Origin of the sequence: Pseudomonas sp. NY15435 (genome assembly GCF_048068295.1) — a bacterium.
Taxonomy (GTDB): Bacteria; Pseudomonadota; Gammaproteobacteria; order Pseudomonadales; family Pseudomonadaceae; genus Pseudomonas.
Window position 1 is genome coordinate 66,547 of sequence record NZ_JBLUQA010000019.1, and the last position, 14,963, is coordinate 81,509.

The following is a 14,963-nucleotide window of genomic DNA, read 5'->3' on the forward strand; positions in this document are numbered from 1 at the left end:
TCAGGAAGTCCCGATGCAGTCGATCGAGAAGGTTCTCTACACCGCCCGCGTGCATACCCGTGGCGGCCGTGATGGCGAAGCGCGCAGTGATGATGGCCGGTTGCACGTTCGGTTGACGCCGCCGGGGGCGCCGGGAGAGGGCAGCAATCCCGAGCAACTGTTCGCCGCTGGCTGGTCGGCCTGTTTCATCGGTGCACTGCGCCATGCCGCCAACGCGCGCAAGCTGGAGTTTCCGGTGGAGACGACGGTGGATGCGGAAGTTGAGCTGATGCACGGCGAGAACGGTTTCTTCCTGCGCGCACACCTGGTCATCCAGTTGCCGGGCCTGGACCCCGAGCTGGCGCAGCGGCTGGTGGATGCCGCGCAGCAGAGCTGCCCCTACTCGAAAGCGTTGCGGGGCAACGTCGCGGTAACCCTGAGCCTGCGCTGAAGTAGCCTCCGCTGGCCATATAGCGTGACAGCCCTCATAAAAGGTCACGCCCAAGGCTTGATCGCGCGCTCGAAACTCCTATCCTGCTAGGACTTGCGGGCCAGTCTCGCGCCCACTCCCTTAGTCGGAAGAGACGCCCCGTGGAGTCCGCAGCGGACGATCAGTCCTCCTCACTGAAAGCGCCGATCGAATTCGGCCCGTTCCGGGTCGTCCCCGGCAAGCGCCTGCTCACCCGTGATGCGCAGCCGATGGACATCGGCGGGCGTGCCTTCGACCTGCTGCTCGCCCTGCTGGAAAAGCCCGGCCGCGTGCTCTCCAAGCGTGAGCTGCTCAAGCGCGTGTGGCCCGACATGGTGGTGGAAGAGGGCAGCCTGCGCTTCCACATGACCGGCCTGCGCCGCGCCCTGGGCGACGGCGAAGACGGCGCGCGCTACATCGCCACCCAGGTGGGCGTCGGCTATGCCTTTGTCGCACCGGTGAGCCATGCAAGCGATGCGGCGCCGGCGGTGCTGCCCGTGGCGAGCATGAGCGAAGGCGTCGGCAGTTTGCCGCCGCGGGTGAAGCTGATCGGACGCGAAACCGATGTGCAGATGATCCTGCAGCGCCTGCGCGAACCTCGGCTCTTCACCATCGTCGGCACCGGTGGCGTCGGCAAGACCAGCCTGGCCAACGAGGTAGGCCATCGCCTGGCCGCAGAGCGCCGGCAGGCGGTGCGCTTCATCGACCTGGCGCAGGTCGAGGATGAGCAACTGGTAGCTTCGGCGCTGGCCGCCTCGGTGGGCGTGCCGGTGCAGGCCGAGGACCCGTTGGCAGTGCTGCTGGCTCATCTCAGGGGCCAGGATCTGCTGTTGATCGTCGACAACTGCGAGCACGTGGTCGACGTGGTGTCCGCGCTGGCCGAGCGCATTCGCGACGCCGCTCCCGGCGTCGGCCTGCTTGCCACCAGTCGCGAGCCACTGCGTGCCCGGGACGAAGAAGCACATTGGCTGGGCCCGCTGGATTTCCCGGAAGACCCTCAGGACTTGCCGGTCGAAGCCTTGCTGGAGTTCCCGGCCGTACGGCTGTTTGTCGAGCGCGCGGAGGCCGCCAGTGCCTCGCTGCAACTGCAGGACGGCGACCCCGGCCTGATTGCCGACATGTGCCGGCGCCTGGGGGGCATGGCGTTGCCCATCGAACTGGCGGCGGTACGGGTGGCGGTCCATGGGGTGAAGGCGACCCATGCGCTGCTGGGAGAGCGGTTTTCCCTGGGCTGGTCCGGCCGGCGCACCGCGCAGCCGCGCCACCAGACGTTGCGCGCGATGCTGGACTGGAGCTACGGCCTGCTGTCCGAGAGCGAGCGGTTGGTGTTCGACCGCCTTTCGGTCTTCGTCGGGCCCTTTTCCCAGGAGGCGGCCGCGCAGGTCGTCGCCGACGGCCGGATCGATGCGTTGGAGGCAGCGGCGATCCTCGATGACCTGACGTCGAAGGGTCTGCTGGCAGTGGACCGCAGCGAGTCCGGCGCGGCCTATCGTCTGCTGGAAATGACCCGCGCGTTCGCCCGCGAAAAGGCAGCCTCCCACGGCCACGAAGAGGCCCACGCGCTGGCCTTCCGTCACGCTGCCTATTACCTGTGGCTGCTGCAGCAACTGGGTAGCGAACCCGAGGTGATCTACGAGGGTTGCGTACGCCTGGCCAGCCAGCTGGGCAACGTGCGCAGCGCGCTGGAATGGAGCTTCGGCCCGCAGGGTGACCCCGGCCTGGCGCTGCCGCTGGCGGCGGCCAGCGCGCCGTTGTTCCTGCACTATTCGCTGCAGGTGGAGTGCCGTACCTGGTGTGCGCGCGCCACCCAGTTGCTGGAGCTGGGCTATTTCGGCACGCCCACCGAAATGGAGCTGCAGGCGGCCCTCGGGCTGGTGCTGATGTTCACCCGCGGCAACAGCGAGGCGGCCGGCAAGGCTCTGCTGCGGGCCTTGGAGATCGCGGTGGCGCTGGGCGATCACTGGGCCGAGCTGCGGGTGTTGGGGCGCTTGCAGATCTTCTACGAACGCATCGGCGACTTCGCCTCGTCACTGGCGTGGGCGGACCGTGCGGTGCTGGTGGGCGATATCCTCGGCGAGCCGGAAGCGGTGGCGGTGGCTGCCTCGCTCGCCGGCATTTCCCATCACCTGCTGGGTGACCAGGAGCGGGCGCGCGAGGAACTGGAAAAGTCCCTGCGCAACAGCCTGCCCTCGGAGCGCAGCCGCACGCTGCACTATGGCTTCGACCACCACAACCGCACCGGGCTGGCCCTGGCGCGGACGCTCTGGCTGCTCGGTTGCGCCGACCAGTCGCGGCGCTGGGCGGACCAGGTGGAGGCCGAGGCGGCGGAGCTCAATCATCCGGCCACCCATTGCATCGCCCTGGTGTGGACGCTGTGCATCCATATCTGGACCGGTGAGCTGGACAAGGCCGAGCGTAGCCTGGCGACTTTCAGCCGCATTGCCGAGGCCAACGCCTTTGCGCCTTATCAGGCCGCGACGCCAGGGTTGCGTGCGGCCATCGCGATTCGCCGCGAGCAACCCGGTGATGCCGTGCGGCAGCTGGAAGAAAGCCTCACGCGCCTGCACGGCATGCGCTACGAATTGCTGACCACGTCGTTCGAGATCGCCCTGGCCGAGGGCCTTGTCCTCGCCGGCGAATATCGCCGTGCGCTGGGTGTGGCGCGGCGCTGCATCGCGCATTGCCGCAGCAGCGGCGATGCCTATGCGTTGCCGGAGTTGATGCGTATCGAAGCGCAGGTCATCGGTGCGCTGGGCGAGGAGGGTGATCAGGCCGTTGAACGTATGCTGCAGGGCTCGCTGGCCATGGCGCGCGAACAGAACGCCCGCGCCTGGGTGTTGCGTTCGAGTCTGGACCTCGCGCGGCTGCGGGTGAAGCAGGGCGACAGGGCAGAAGCGCTGGCGCTGCTGGAGGCCTGCCAACCCGAAGAAGGTGTCGACACGCTGGATGTTCGCCAGCTGGAAGTACTGCGGCGGACACTGGGCGAGAGCGCCTGAGCCGAACTCAGCGGCTCTCGGGCGGTGTGATGGCGAGCGTTGCCGCCATGTTCACCAGGTCCGGCAGCGTGCGCGCCTGCATCTTGCGCATGACCCGGCCGCGGTGCGCTTTCACGGTGATCTCGCTGATGCCCAGGTCGGCCGCTACCTGCTTGTTCAGGCGGCCGGCCACCACCATCTCCAGCACTTCCCGCTCGCGACTGGTGAGCAGGGCATAGGCCTGGCGCAGGACGTCCAGGCGTGACTGCTGGCCGAGCGCGGCGCGACTGTGTTCCAGGGCGTCGGCGATGGCCTGCAATAGCGTGTCGCTGTCGAACGGCTTGGTGAGGAATTCCACCGCGCCGGCTTTCATCGCGCGGACGGTGAGCGGCACGTCACCGTAGCCGGTGATGAAGATGATCGGCATCGCCGGGCGCTTGCCGGCCACGCTGCGCTGCAGGTCGAGGCCATTGAGGTCCGGCAGGTTGACGTCCAGCACCAGGCAGCTGGGCGCTGGGCTCGGGGGCTCGTCGAGGAAGGCGCTGGCGGCGTCGAACAGCACGGGCCGCCAGCCGGCTGAGCGGATCAGCAGCTCCAGTGACTCGCGCACCGAGATGTCGTCGTCGACCACGTAGACGATGGGTGTCGCCTCAGGCATCGGCAGGGCTTCCGTTCGCGGGGCTTGGCCGGTATGGGCCGGATGGTGATGCAACATGCCATGTCCTCCGAGTGGCGTCGACCGGGCTGTCAGCCGACCGGCAGGGCGGCGCTGAGCGCCTTGAGCAGTTCCGCTTCGCTGAACGGCTTGAGCAGGCAGGCCACCGCTCCCTGGGCGATCAGGCGCGGGCAGGTGGTCGCGTCGCTGTAGGCGGTGATGAAGATGATCGGCACGGGAATCGCGCGCAGGGCCAGTTCCTTCTGCAGTTGCGGCCCGCTCATGCCCGGCATCGATACGTCGAGGATCAGGCAGCGGGTGAGCAGCAGCGCGTCCGAGGCGAGGAAATCCTCCGCCGAGGAGAATGCGCTGACCTCGAAGCCGAACTCGCGCAGCAGGTCCGGCAGGGATTCGCGCACCGATTCGTCGTCATCAACCACCGACACGAGCAGGGGCGTGGCCATCAGCAGATCTCCGTCGGTTGGTCGTGGTTGGATAGCGCCGGCGAGAGCGCCTGCGGCAGCGCGAAGATGAAGGTGGAGCCCGGCCCATCGTGGGTGGTGGCCCAGATCCGGCCGGCGTGGTGCTCGATGATCGAGCGGCTGACCCACAGGCCGATGCCCATGCCTGATCGCTTGGTGCTGAAGAAGGCATCGAACAGGCGGCCCGCGTCCTCCGGCGCGAAGCCCGCGCCGTTGTCGCGCACCGCCAGGAAGATGCTTGCATCCAGATCATGGCCGGTGCTGATGCGCAGCTGGCGGGGGCGGTCCTGCACTTCGCCCAGCGTATCGATGGCGTTGAGGATGAGGTTGAGGATCACCTGTTGCAGTTGCACGCGGTCGCCGCTCACGGTGGGCAGTTCATCCTGCAGCGTCGGCACGACGGTCACGCCGTGGCGCTGCAGTTCGTTGTGCAGCATGGCAATCACTTCCCGCGCGGCTTCGTTGAGGTCGACCTCTTCGCTTACCGCTTCGTGGCGGGCGAACAGGGCGCGCAGTCGCTTGATCACATCCGCCGCGCGGTTGCCGTCGCGGATGGTGCGCCGCGCGGTTTCGCGCGCGCCTTCCAGGTTCGGTGTCTGCGCCCCGAGCATGCGCAGGCAGGTGCTGGCGTTGGTGATGATGCCCGCCAGCGGCTGGTTGACCTCGTGGGCGATCGAAGCCGTCAGCGCGCCCAGGCTGGCGACGCGGGCGACGTGAGCCAGCTCGGCGCGGGTCCGGTGCAGGGTTTCCTCGGCGAGGCGGCGCTGGGTAACGTCCTGCGCGGTGGCGATGTACAGCAGCGCGCCGTCAGCCACGCGAGTGGCCTGGGCGACCAGGTGCACGTGGCGCACGGCGCCGCTGGGAAGCAACAGCCGGTGTTCGTGTTCGAAGTCGCGGCCGGCGCGGCGCTGGTGTTTGAGCATCTCTTCCACTGTGGCGCGGTCGTCGGGATGGATGCGCGAGAAGATCAGCTCGAAGCTCGGCGTCAGGCCGGGCGCAAGGTCGAGCAGCCGGTAGATTTCCTCCGACCAGGCGATCTCGTCGTTGTCCACGCGCCAGGAGAAGGTGCCGGTCAGGCTGATGCGCTGGGCCTTGGCCAGGAACGCTTCGCTCTGGCGCAGCGCCGCCTCGCTGCGGGCACGTTCGATGGCGATGCTGGCGAGGTGGGTGAATTGCGCGATCAGCGCGCGCTGGTTGTCGTCGATCGCCTCGGGCCGGGTGAAATACACCGAGAGGATGCCGCTCACGTCGCCGTCAGTGGACACCACCGGTGTAGCGGCCAGCGCGTGCAGGCCGCAGCCCTGCGCCCGTTGTCGCCAGGCGGGCCAGCGTGTCTCGCCGGCCAGGTCGTCGATCTGCAGCGTGATGTTGTCCAATGCGGCTCGCGCTTGCGGGCTGTTCAGTGCGTCCACTGGCTGGCCATCGGCACCGCCATGCAACGAAGCCGGCAGGTGGGGTGCGGCGCCGGCCTGCAGGCGCAGCGTTGCTTCCGGCAAGCGGCCATGGCGTGGCGCGACCAGGGTGATGGCGCAGCGGCTGTCCTCGAGGTTGGCTTCCACCAGCTCGCACAAGGTTTCCAGCACCTGCGACAGGGCGCAGCCGCCGGCCATCAGGCCGAGCAGGCGCTTCTCGCCGGCCAGCAGCAGCTCGGCGCGCTTGCGCACGTGGATATCGGTGTTGCCGCCGTACCACTTGAGCACGCGGCCGGCTGCGTCGAGCTGCGGCACCGCGCGGATGAGGAACCAGCGGTAGCTGCCGTCGAAGCGTCGCAGCCGCGCCTCGAACTCGCCGGCGCTGCCCGCTTCCAGCAGGCCTTGCCAGTAGACGCCCAGCGCCGGTGCGTCGTCGGGATGCAGGGCGGTCATCCAGCCGGTGCCGGCGGCGTTTTCGGGCGTCATGCCGGTGTAGTCGAACCAGCGCTGGTTGAGGAATTCCACGCTGCCATCGGGATCGGTGCGCCAGACGAAGCCCGGTACGGCGTCGATCAGCGTGCGCAGGCGGTCTTCGGAAACGCTGACTTCTTCCAGTGCACTGGCCAGCGACTTCTGCGCCTGAGCGATCAATACCTGGTCTCGCCGCTGCTCGTCGATGTCCACCTTCAGCACGAACCAGCGCTGGATGCGTCCTGCGTTGTCGCGATGGGGCAGGGCGCGCACGTGGAACCAGCGATAGATGCCGTCTGCGCCGCGCACCCTTTGCTGGAAGTTGTAGGGATCGCCGCTGGCCACCGAGTGCTTCCAGGCGGCCAGCGCGCAGGGCAGGTCGTCGGGGTGGATGGTGTCGGAACTGGTCCAGTGACGCAGCTCCTCGAAGCTGGCGCCCAGGTAGTCGCTGTTGTGCCGGTTGACGCATTCCAGTTCGCCCGCCGGCGTCATCAGCGAGATCAGCGCGGGAATGCTGTCGATCAGATCCTGCGTCTCGCGCGTCACGCTCGTGGGCGGCGGCGCCAGCAGGTCCTCGATATCGATGTTCTGCCCGCACCAGCCGGCGGGTTCGCCGACGTTGTCGGTGAGCGGGCGGGCGCGCAGCAGGAAGCGCCGGTATGTGCCGTCATGCCGGCGCAGGCGCGCTTGCAGGTCATGGGGAATGCCCGACTCGCGAATGACGCTCCAGCCTTGCTGCAACGCCGACAGGTCGTCGGGATGCACCAGCGCCTGCCAGGCATGCTCGCCCAGGGCGTCGAGGCCGCGCCCGGCATAGATACGCCAGGCCTGGTTGACACTTTCCAGGCGACCTTGGGCGCTGGCGGTCCAGGCCATGTCGGGCAGCTTGTCGACGACATCGTTGTGCATACCGGTCTTCTCCCGGCGCTAGCCGTGGGGCGAGCATGCGCCTGGTTGGCGGGGCTGCCAATGATACCTAGGTGTCGGCTGCGGCACTGCAGGTATGTGAGCGAGCACGGCTGATACCAAGGTATCGACCGACACCATGGTGCAATCGCGGCACCTCCCGCGCTTTGTTGAGATCGCTGCAGGTCGCCGATCCGTCGGCCAGTGAATCAGGGAGATCGACCATGCCAGCTGTCCCGTTAGCGCCTCACCTTCGTCGCCGCTTCAGCCGTTCGCTCATGGCTACCGCCGTGGGCCTGTTCCTGCTCGGTGATGGCCAGCACCATCTGATGCAGCAAACGTTCGCTGCCACTGCCAGCAATACTGCGCCGGCCGATGAGAGCGTGCGGCCGTTCCGCATCCAGATGCCGCAGGAGCAACTGGACGATCTGCGTCGGCGCATCGCCGCGACGCGCTGGCCGGACCGCGAGACGGTGAACGATGCCTCCCAGGGCATCCAGTTGGAGAAGGTCCGCGCGCTGGTGGACTACTGGGGCAAGGACTACGACTGGCGCCGTGCCGAGGCAAGACTCAATGCGCTGCCGCAGTTCGTCACCCGCATCGATGGCGTGGATATCCAGTTCATCCACGTGCGTTCGAAAGAGCCGCACGCCATGCCGCTGATCCTCACCCACGGCTGGCCCGGCTCGCCGCTGGAGTTCCTCAAGACCATCGGCCCGCTGACCGATCCGGTGGCCTACGGTGGGCGCGCGGAAGACGCCTTCGACGTGGTGATCCCGGCCATTCCCGGCCACGGTTTCTCCGGCAAGCCGACCGCCACCGGCTGGGGTCCGGACCGGGTGGCCCGTGCGTGGGACGTGCTGATGAAGCGGCTGGGCTACAGCCACTATGTGTCCCAGGGCGGCGACCATGGCTCGGTGATTTCCGATGCCCTTGGCCGACTGGCCCCGGCCGGCCTGCTGGGCATCCATCTGAACATGCCGGCGACGGTGCCGCCGGAGCTGGTCGGACCGATCAACAGCGGCGCTCCGGCGCCCGCCGGGCTGGGCGTCGAGGAGCGCCGCGCGTTCGACGCGCTGAGCACTTTCTTCGGTCGCAACGCCGCCTACGGCGCGATGATGGTGACCCGCCCGCAGACCATCGGCTACTCGCTGGCTGATTCGCCCGCCGGCATGGCCGCCTGGATGTACGAGAAGTTCGCCGCCTGGACCGACAGCGGCGGCGAGCCCGAGCGCGTGCTGAGCCGCGACGAGATGCTCGACGATATCTCGCTCTACTGGCTGACCAATACTGGCGCTTCCTCCTCGCGCTTCTACTGGGAAAACAACAACAACAACTTCAGCGCCGCCGCGCAGAAGACCGCGCAGATCAAGGTACCAGTGGCCATCACGGTGTTCCCCGGCGAGATCTACCGCGCGCCGAAGAGCTGGGCGCAACGTGCCTATCCGTCGCTGGACTACTTCCATGCGGTGGACAAGGGCGGCCACTTCGCCGCCTGGGAACAGCCGCAATTGTTCAGCGAGGAACTGCGCGAAGCGTTTCGCCCGCTGCGAACCCAATTGAACACCCCCTGAACCCCGCCGGCTGCCGGCACCCACCGGGCAGGCCAGGGGCCTGCCATGGAGAACCGTGATGACTCTGTTCAAGCACTCGCTCCTCAGCGCCTCGGCGCTGGCCATCGTTGTTGCGCAATTTACCGCCTGCTCGCTGGCGCAAGCCGCCACGGCGCCGGCGTCTGACCCGTCCTTCGGCCCGCTCAAGCATGTCAACGCCGGCCTGCTCAACGTCGCTTACGCCGAAGCCGGCCCGGCAGATGGCCCGGCGGTGATCCTGCTGCACGGCTGGCCGTACGACATCCACAGCTACAGCGAAGTGGCGCCGCAGTTGGCCGCCAAGGGCTACCACGTGCTGATTCCCTACGCCCGCGGCTACGGCGAGACGCGCTTCCTCTCCGCTTCCACGAAGCGCAATGGCGAGCCGGCCGCGCTGGCGGTGGATGTCATCGACTTCATGGACGCGCTGAAGATCAAGAGCGCGGTGCTTGCCGGCTACGACTGGGGCGCGCGCTCGGCGGACATCGTCGCGGCGCTCTGGCCGGAACGGGTGAAGGCGCTGGTGTCGGTCAGCGGCTACCTGATCGGCAGCCAGGAAGCGGGCAAGGCGCCGCTGCCGCCGGCCGCCGAGCTGCAGTGGTGGTACCAGTTCTACTTCGCCACCGAGCGCGGCAAGGCCGGCTACGACAAGTACCGCCATGAGTTCGCCAAGCTGATCTGGCAACTGGCTTCGCCGCAGTGGAAGTTCGACGACGCCACCTTCGAACGCAGCGCGCAGGCCCTGGACAACCCCGACCAGGGGCCGATCGCCATTCACAACTACCGCTGGCGCCTGAACCTGGCCGAAGGCGAGGCGCGCTACGCGGAGCTGGAGAAGAAGCTGGCCGCATTCCCGACCATCAAGGTGCCGACCATCACCCTCGAAGGCGACGCCAACGGCGCGCCGCACCCGCCGGCAGATGCCTACGCCAAGCGCTTCAGCGGCAAGTACGAGTACCGCCTGATCAGCGGCGGCATCGGCCACAACCTGCCGCAGGAGGCGCCGGACGCCTTCGTCAAGGCCGTGATCGACGCCGATCATCTGTGAGCCGGAGAGCCGCCATGACCCTCGCAGGAAAAGCGTTCCATCGCATTGCCCTGGCCGGCTTCGCCTTGCTGGTGACGGCGGGCGCCAGGGCCGAAGGGGATGCCTCGCCGATCTACGGTGTGCGCATGCCTGAGGGGTACCGCAACTGGCAACTGGTGGCGCCCGCCCAGGAGGCGGCGCCGCTGAATGAACTGCGCGCGGTGCTGGGCAATGACATCGCCATGAAGGCCTATCGGGCGGGCACCTTGCCGTTCCCCGATGGCAGCGTGCTGGCCAAGCTCGCCTGGAAGCACGTGCAGTCGCCGGAGTTCGAACCGGCGTCGATTCCCGGCGCCGCTACCACCGTGCAGTTCATGGTCAAGGACTCGAAGAAGTACGCGGCCACCGGCGGCTGGGGTTTCGCCCGCTTCATCGACGGCAAGCCCGCCGATGAAGCACAACACCAGACCTGCCTGGCCTGCCACCAGGCGCGGGTGAAGGATCACGACCTGGTCTTCACCCGCTACGCACCCTGAGAGCTGCACTTTGAGCGCTACACCTTGAGCGCTACACCTTGAGAGAAGTGGAGGTTCCCATGAACCAACGATGGCTGATCACCGGTTGCTCCCGCGGGCTGGGCCGTGCGCTCGCCGAAGTGGTGCTGCAGGCCGGGCACCGCCTGCTCGCCACCGCACGCGACCCGGACGCTCTGGCGGACCTCGCCCGGCTCTACCCGCAGACATTGCGCCTGGCGCCCCTGGACGTCACCGACCCGGCAGCGGCGCAGGACGCCGTGGCGCAGATGGTGGAGGAGTTCGGCGGGCTCGACGTGCTGGTCAACAACGCCGGATACGGCAACGTCAATTCGGTGGAAGACACGCCGCTGGAGGAGTTCCGCCGGCAGATCGAGACCAATCTGTTCGGCACCATCATCGTCACCAAGGCGGCGATTCCGCTCCTGCGCCGTCAGCGTAGCGGGCACATCATCCAGCTGTCGTCGGTAGGCGGGCGCATCGGCGCGCCGGGGCGCGCACCCTATTCGGCGGCGAAGTGGGGCGTGGAAGGCTTCTCCGAAGTGCTCGCGCGGGAAATGGCGCAAGTCGGTGTGCGGGTGACCATCATCGAGCCCGGCGGGTTGCGCACCGACTTCGCCGGCGCCTCGACGAGGCTCTCCGAAGGGCGTTTCGAGTACGACGCCGTGGTGGGTGCCGTGGCGCGCCGGCAGCGGGCCTACGACGGCAGCCAGCCGGGCGATCCGCAGCGTGCCGCGCAGGCGATCCTTGCGGTGGCCTGGATGGATCGTCCGCCGTTGCGCCTGGCCCTGGGCAGCGATGCGCTGCTGGCCATCGAGAACGCCGACAAGGCGCGCCTGGCAGAGCTGCGCCTGTGGCGCGAGTTGAGCGAGTCCAGCGATTTTCCCCGCACCCCGACAGCCCTGTAGGAGCGAGCTTGCTCGCGAACCCGCTTCGCGCCGGAACGCCCGGTGGTATGTGTTCGCGAGCAAGCTCGCTCCTACAAGAGCAATACCAGCTCCACCCCCCGACTCAGGAGAACCATGATGAACAAAACCCTCACCGCCCTGGCGCTCGCCAGCGGCCTGCTGGCCGGCAGCGCTTTCGCGGCTCCGGTGAAACCGACGGTGGTGCTGGTGCACGGCGCCTTCGCCGATGCGTCCAGCTGGAACGGCGTGACCCGTATCCTGGAAAAGGACGGCTACAAGGTGATCGCCGCCGCCAACCCACTGCGCGGCGTGGCCAGCGACGGCGCCTACATCGGCAACATCGTCGGCAGTGTCAAGGGGCCGGTGGTGCTCGTGGGCCATTCCTACGGCGGCAACGTGATCAGTGCCGCAGCCAGCGATCGGCCCAACGTCAAGGCATTGGTCTATGTCGCCGCCTTCGCCCCGCAGAAGGGCGAGAGCGCCGCGGAGCTGGCCGGCAAGTTCCCCGGCAGCACCCTCGGCCCGACCCTGGCCGCGCCGGTAGCGCTGGCCGATGGCGGCAAGGACCTGTACATCCTGCAGGACAAGTTCCATGACCAGTTCGCCGCTGATGTCCCCGCCGGCGAAGCCGCGCTGATGGCGGCTGCGCAGCGGCCGGTCACCGAGGCTGCGCTGAACGAGAAGGCTGGCGCGGCAGCCTGGACGGCCATTCCCTCGTGGTTCGTCTATGGCGATCAGGACCGCAACATACCGCCGCAGGCCATGGCTTTCATGGCGCAGCGCGCCCACGCGAAGGGAGTCGAGGTGGTCGGTGGCGCTTCCCATGTCGTCATGGTCTCGCACCCCGAGGCGGTCGCACGTTCCATCGAGCAGGCCGCCACGGGGTATTGATCGGCGAAGAGTGGGTTGTGCGCCGGGGGCTGACGATCCAACGGGCCTGCACCGCCAGCGATAGCGAGCGCAATGTCCCTGCCGTGCCAGTGGCGTCATCTGCTGTGCGCTGGGCATGGCCAGAGTCATGCGTGGCGCCACCTGGACTCGCCAGGCCGCTGCCTTGCCGGGCGGCCTTCCCAGGCCATCAATCGCGCATCCCGATGCAAAAGCGGGAGCTTTCGGCCTCTGGCGGACTCTCACTTCCATGTCGCCCATCAGGGTCGTTCAGCCGGCCATGGCTCACAGCGACGACGCACGGTTGCCCAAGGCGCTATTGGCCCGACAGGTTCTGGCTTCCTGGTGGAGCCTGCACAGGAGATGTGATTTGCCTCAACGCTCGCCCCCCAATACGCGTCGGACTGCATTCCTTGCCGACACGACCGCGCTGATCCTGTTCTTCACCACGACCGGGATAATCAACGAGCGCTTTCTTGCTGGCATGGCCTGGGACCAGGTGCTCCATGCGCGACTTCTGGGCGCTGTGCTGATGGTTCCAGTCGCCAGGCCATACGGTCTATGGCGGGATTGGGTGATGAAGCGGGCCACTCAACGTCGGATGTCCAGATTGCTATGGGACAGTATTGCTCTCCTGAGTTTCCAGGTGCCCATCTACGCGGCGATCATTGCCAGCAGCGGGGCATCCGGAGAAGGCCTGGTGCGCGGTACGCTCGGCGCTGCGGCGATGATGCTCGTTCTGGGCAGACCGTATGGCGCCTTTCTCAACTGGATACGCAAGCTCTTCGGGCTGCCTGCCGGTGGTGATAAACCCATGTCACTGAACAGTTGAGCGGCTGTTATCCGCTCGGCCGTTATCGCCGAGGCATACCCTTCTAGCGTGACATTGGCCTGCCGTTGCGCTGGTCGGTGGTAGCCGGACGAACTTACCCAGCCCCCTGGCGCAAGCGCCGCTCAATCCTCGCGGCACAGGACGCATTCAGCGCCCGCTTTCATGGCGGTGATCCCTTCTCGGGGCGGCAGGTTGCTCGGCACATTGACATCCCAGGCGAGGCCCAGACGCTGTAGGACCTGGATGAAGTGCCAGCCCAGGTCGATCTGGCCGGGGTAAAGCCCGTGGCGGGCCGAGGCAGGAAACGCGTGGTGATTGTTGTGCCAGCTTTCGCCAAAGGTCGGAATGGCGGCAATTGGCACGTCATGGGCCTGCACCCCGGCGCCATCTACCTGCCAGGTCTGAGGACCTCGGGTATGCGCGAAGTAGGAGATGAACCAGTGCATGGTTGTGCAGGCCGCCACGCGGACCGACACGCCCCATACGAGCCAGGGCATGCCGCCGATCAGGTACAGGACGATCGCGATGGGAAGCTGCTGGAGCATCCAGGTTCTTTCGAGGAACCGGTAGAAGCGGTCATTGGCGATATCCGGACCCGGATTGAAGCCCGGCGGGTGGTCGAGCACGAGCTTGCAGTGCAGGTTGTACCAGGCGTCCTTGAGCAAGCCCTGGCGGTGGGCAAGGAAGTCGTGGCACGCGGGCTGGCGCTGCGACCAGTCGCGAGTGTCATGCGTGCGGATGGTCCATAGTGGGCCGCCGATACCGACGATCGTCCCCATCCACACCAGTACCCGTTCGGTGGATTTCGAGCACTTGAAGCTGCGGTGAATCAGGCGCCGATGAAAGCCCACGGAATGGCCGGCGCACAGGGTGGCCGCACTGAGCGTGAGGAAGACCAGGAACGCGCCCCAACTGAAGTAGACGGGGGCCAGGAACAGCGCGCTGGTGAAGATGAAATTGTTCCAGAGCGAGCGCCACCTGTCCCAGACAATGGTTCCGGTCAACGGGCTGGCCCCATTGTCCAGCACCAGCGAATTGACTTTGTATGCGCCGGAGGCGGCTCCTGCGTGGCTGGACATCAGAAGGTCTCCGCCAGGGCAAGGATGAGGGCGATCAGCGGCAGCGCGATCACGCTTGCCGAACAGACAACAAGGGCCAGGTACTCGAAGTAATGTCTGGGAGTCGCAATGACAGGGCCGGGCGGCAGTATCTCGGCGCGGACCTCCGCCACTCTCCGTTCAAGCAGTTCCGCATAGGAGTAGCCGCGGTACAGCGTTTGGCTGTACTTGCCGCGCACAAAGGCCGAGAAGCTGCGCCTGGGAATGGTGCAGGTGCCCAAGCTGACGAGCGGAAGACAAAACAGCGTGCTGAACGGGTTGGGGTACCGGCCGGCAGCAAACTCCCACGCAGCCATTTCGAACTCGCCCGTTGGGCGAAACGGGTAGCCGGTGAGGACATGGTGGATGTCATGGAAGGGTAGGGCCCGGCGGCGCCACTCGAAATTCGGCAGGTAGACCTTCAAGTCGCGGCACCCCACGGGTGACCAGCGTTTGGCGTCGATTCCCCCGTCGCCCGGGAATCCATGCTGACTGTAGAACTGCGCAACGGCGTCTTTGAGTGAAACATCCGGATCGACGTCCATGTCGCCTGACTCCTTTCAGGTTCGCGATGTCCTTGCATGCCACACAGGTCTGACGGCGCGGGCGAGCTTGGATGTGAAGCTGGCATCCCCTGGCTGCGCCACTTTGTGCAACGAGGCAGCCGGAGTATGGACGATTTGAATGAGCCTTGAGATTTTGGATGCTCGGAGCTAGCTTCCGGCCCTTAGCGGAGA

13 protein-coding genes are annotated in these 14,963 nt (G+C 67.0%); 8 read left to right on the forward strand and 5 right to left on the reverse strand.

What is annotated here, in order from left to right; all coding sequences use genetic code 11:
- The first annotated feature begins 13 nt into the window (after window positions 1-13).
- On the forward strand, window positions 14-430 hold the full coding sequence (locus ACNFH5_RS29165) for an organic hydroperoxide resistance protein (protein ID WP_416752200.1): 417 nt from the start codon (window positions 14-16) through the stop codon (window positions 428-430).
- Between the two features lie 140 nt (window positions 431-570).
- On the forward strand, window positions 571-3,444 hold the full coding sequence (locus ACNFH5_RS29170) for an ATP-binding protein (RefSeq protein ID WP_416752202.1): 2,874 nt from the start codon (window positions 571-573) through the stop codon (window positions 3,442-3,444).
- Window positions 3,445-3,451: 7 nt separating this feature from the next.
- On the opposite strand, the gene ACNFH5_RS29175 is transcribed toward ACNFH5_RS29170, so the two are convergent.
- From ACNFH5_RS29175 to ACNFH5_RS29185, 3 genes are read right to left on the reverse strand one after another with little or no spacing between them, the layout of a single operon-like run.
- Window positions 3,452-4,138, reverse strand: coding sequence for a response regulator transcription factor (locus ACNFH5_RS29175; protein WP_416752203.1), 687 nt, complete (start codon window positions 4,136-4,138; stop codon window positions 3,452-3,454).
- Window positions 4,139-4,170: 32 nt separating this feature from the next.
- Window positions 4,171-4,542, reverse strand: a complete 372-nt coding sequence (locus ACNFH5_RS29180) for a response regulator transcription factor (RefSeq protein ID WP_416752205.1) — start codon at window positions 4,540-4,542, stop codon at window positions 4,171-4,173.
- Window positions 4,542-7,352 (reverse strand): PAS domain-containing protein, encoded by a 2,811-nt coding sequence (locus ACNFH5_RS29185; RefSeq protein ID WP_416752207.1) that lies wholly within the window; start codon window positions 7,350-7,352, stop codon window positions 4,542-4,544. Before ACNFH5_RS29185 ends, ACNFH5_RS29180 begins: the two co-directional genes overlap by 1 nt.
- Before the next feature lie 326 nt (window positions 7,353-7,678).
- On the opposite strand from ACNFH5_RS29185, the gene ACNFH5_RS29190 reads away from it, so the two are divergent.
- From ACNFH5_RS29190 to alaE, 6 genes are all read left to right on the forward strand, one after another.
- On the forward strand, window positions 7,679-8,923 hold the full coding sequence (locus ACNFH5_RS29190) for an epoxide hydrolase family protein (protein WP_416752242.1): 1,245 nt from the start codon (window positions 7,679-7,681) through the stop codon (window positions 8,921-8,923).
- A gap of 58 nt (window positions 8,924-8,981) precedes the next feature.
- The gene (locus tag ACNFH5_RS29195) at window positions 8,982-9,989 is read left to right on the forward strand and encodes an alpha/beta fold hydrolase (protein ID WP_416752209.1); all 1,008 of its coding nucleotides are present in this window, start codon (window positions 8,982-8,984) and stop codon (window positions 9,987-9,989) included.
- Between the two features lie 14 nt (window positions 9,990-10,003).
- Entirely contained in the window at window positions 10,004-10,504 is a 501-nt protein-coding gene (locus ACNFH5_RS29200) for a cytochrome P460 family protein (protein WP_416752211.1), read from the forward strand.
- Window positions 10,505-10,563: 59 nt separating this feature from the next.
- Window positions 10,564-11,409 (forward strand): oxidoreductase, encoded by an 846-nt coding sequence (locus ACNFH5_RS29205; RefSeq protein ID WP_416752213.1) that lies wholly within the window; start codon window positions 10,564-10,566, stop codon window positions 11,407-11,409.
- Between the two features lie 117 nt (window positions 11,410-11,526).
- Entirely contained in the window at window positions 11,527-12,300 is a 774-nt protein-coding gene (locus ACNFH5_RS29210) for an alpha/beta fold hydrolase (protein ID WP_416752244.1), read from the forward strand.
- 367 nt (window positions 12,301-12,667) lie between these two features.
- Entirely contained in the window at window positions 12,668-13,129 is a 462-nt protein-coding gene (gene alaE, locus ACNFH5_RS29215; RefSeq protein ID WP_416752215.1) for an L-alanine exporter AlaE, read from the forward strand.
- Window positions 13,130-13,251: 122 nt separating this feature from the next.
- Here alaE and ACNFH5_RS29220 read toward each other — a convergent pair whose 3' ends face one another.
- Both ACNFH5_RS29220 and ACNFH5_RS29225 read right to left on the reverse strand, forming a co-directional pair.
- Window positions 13,252-14,208, reverse strand: a complete 957-nt coding sequence (locus tag ACNFH5_RS29220; protein WP_416752217.1) for an acyl-CoA desaturase — start codon at window positions 14,206-14,208, stop codon at window positions 13,252-13,254.
- On the reverse strand, window positions 14,208-14,771 hold the full coding sequence (locus ACNFH5_RS29225; RefSeq protein ID WP_416752218.1) for a hypothetical protein: 564 nt from the start codon (window positions 14,769-14,771) through the stop codon (window positions 14,208-14,210). Before ACNFH5_RS29225 ends, ACNFH5_RS29220 begins: the two co-directional genes overlap by 1 nt.
- Window positions 14,772-14,963: the final 192 nt, after the last annotated feature.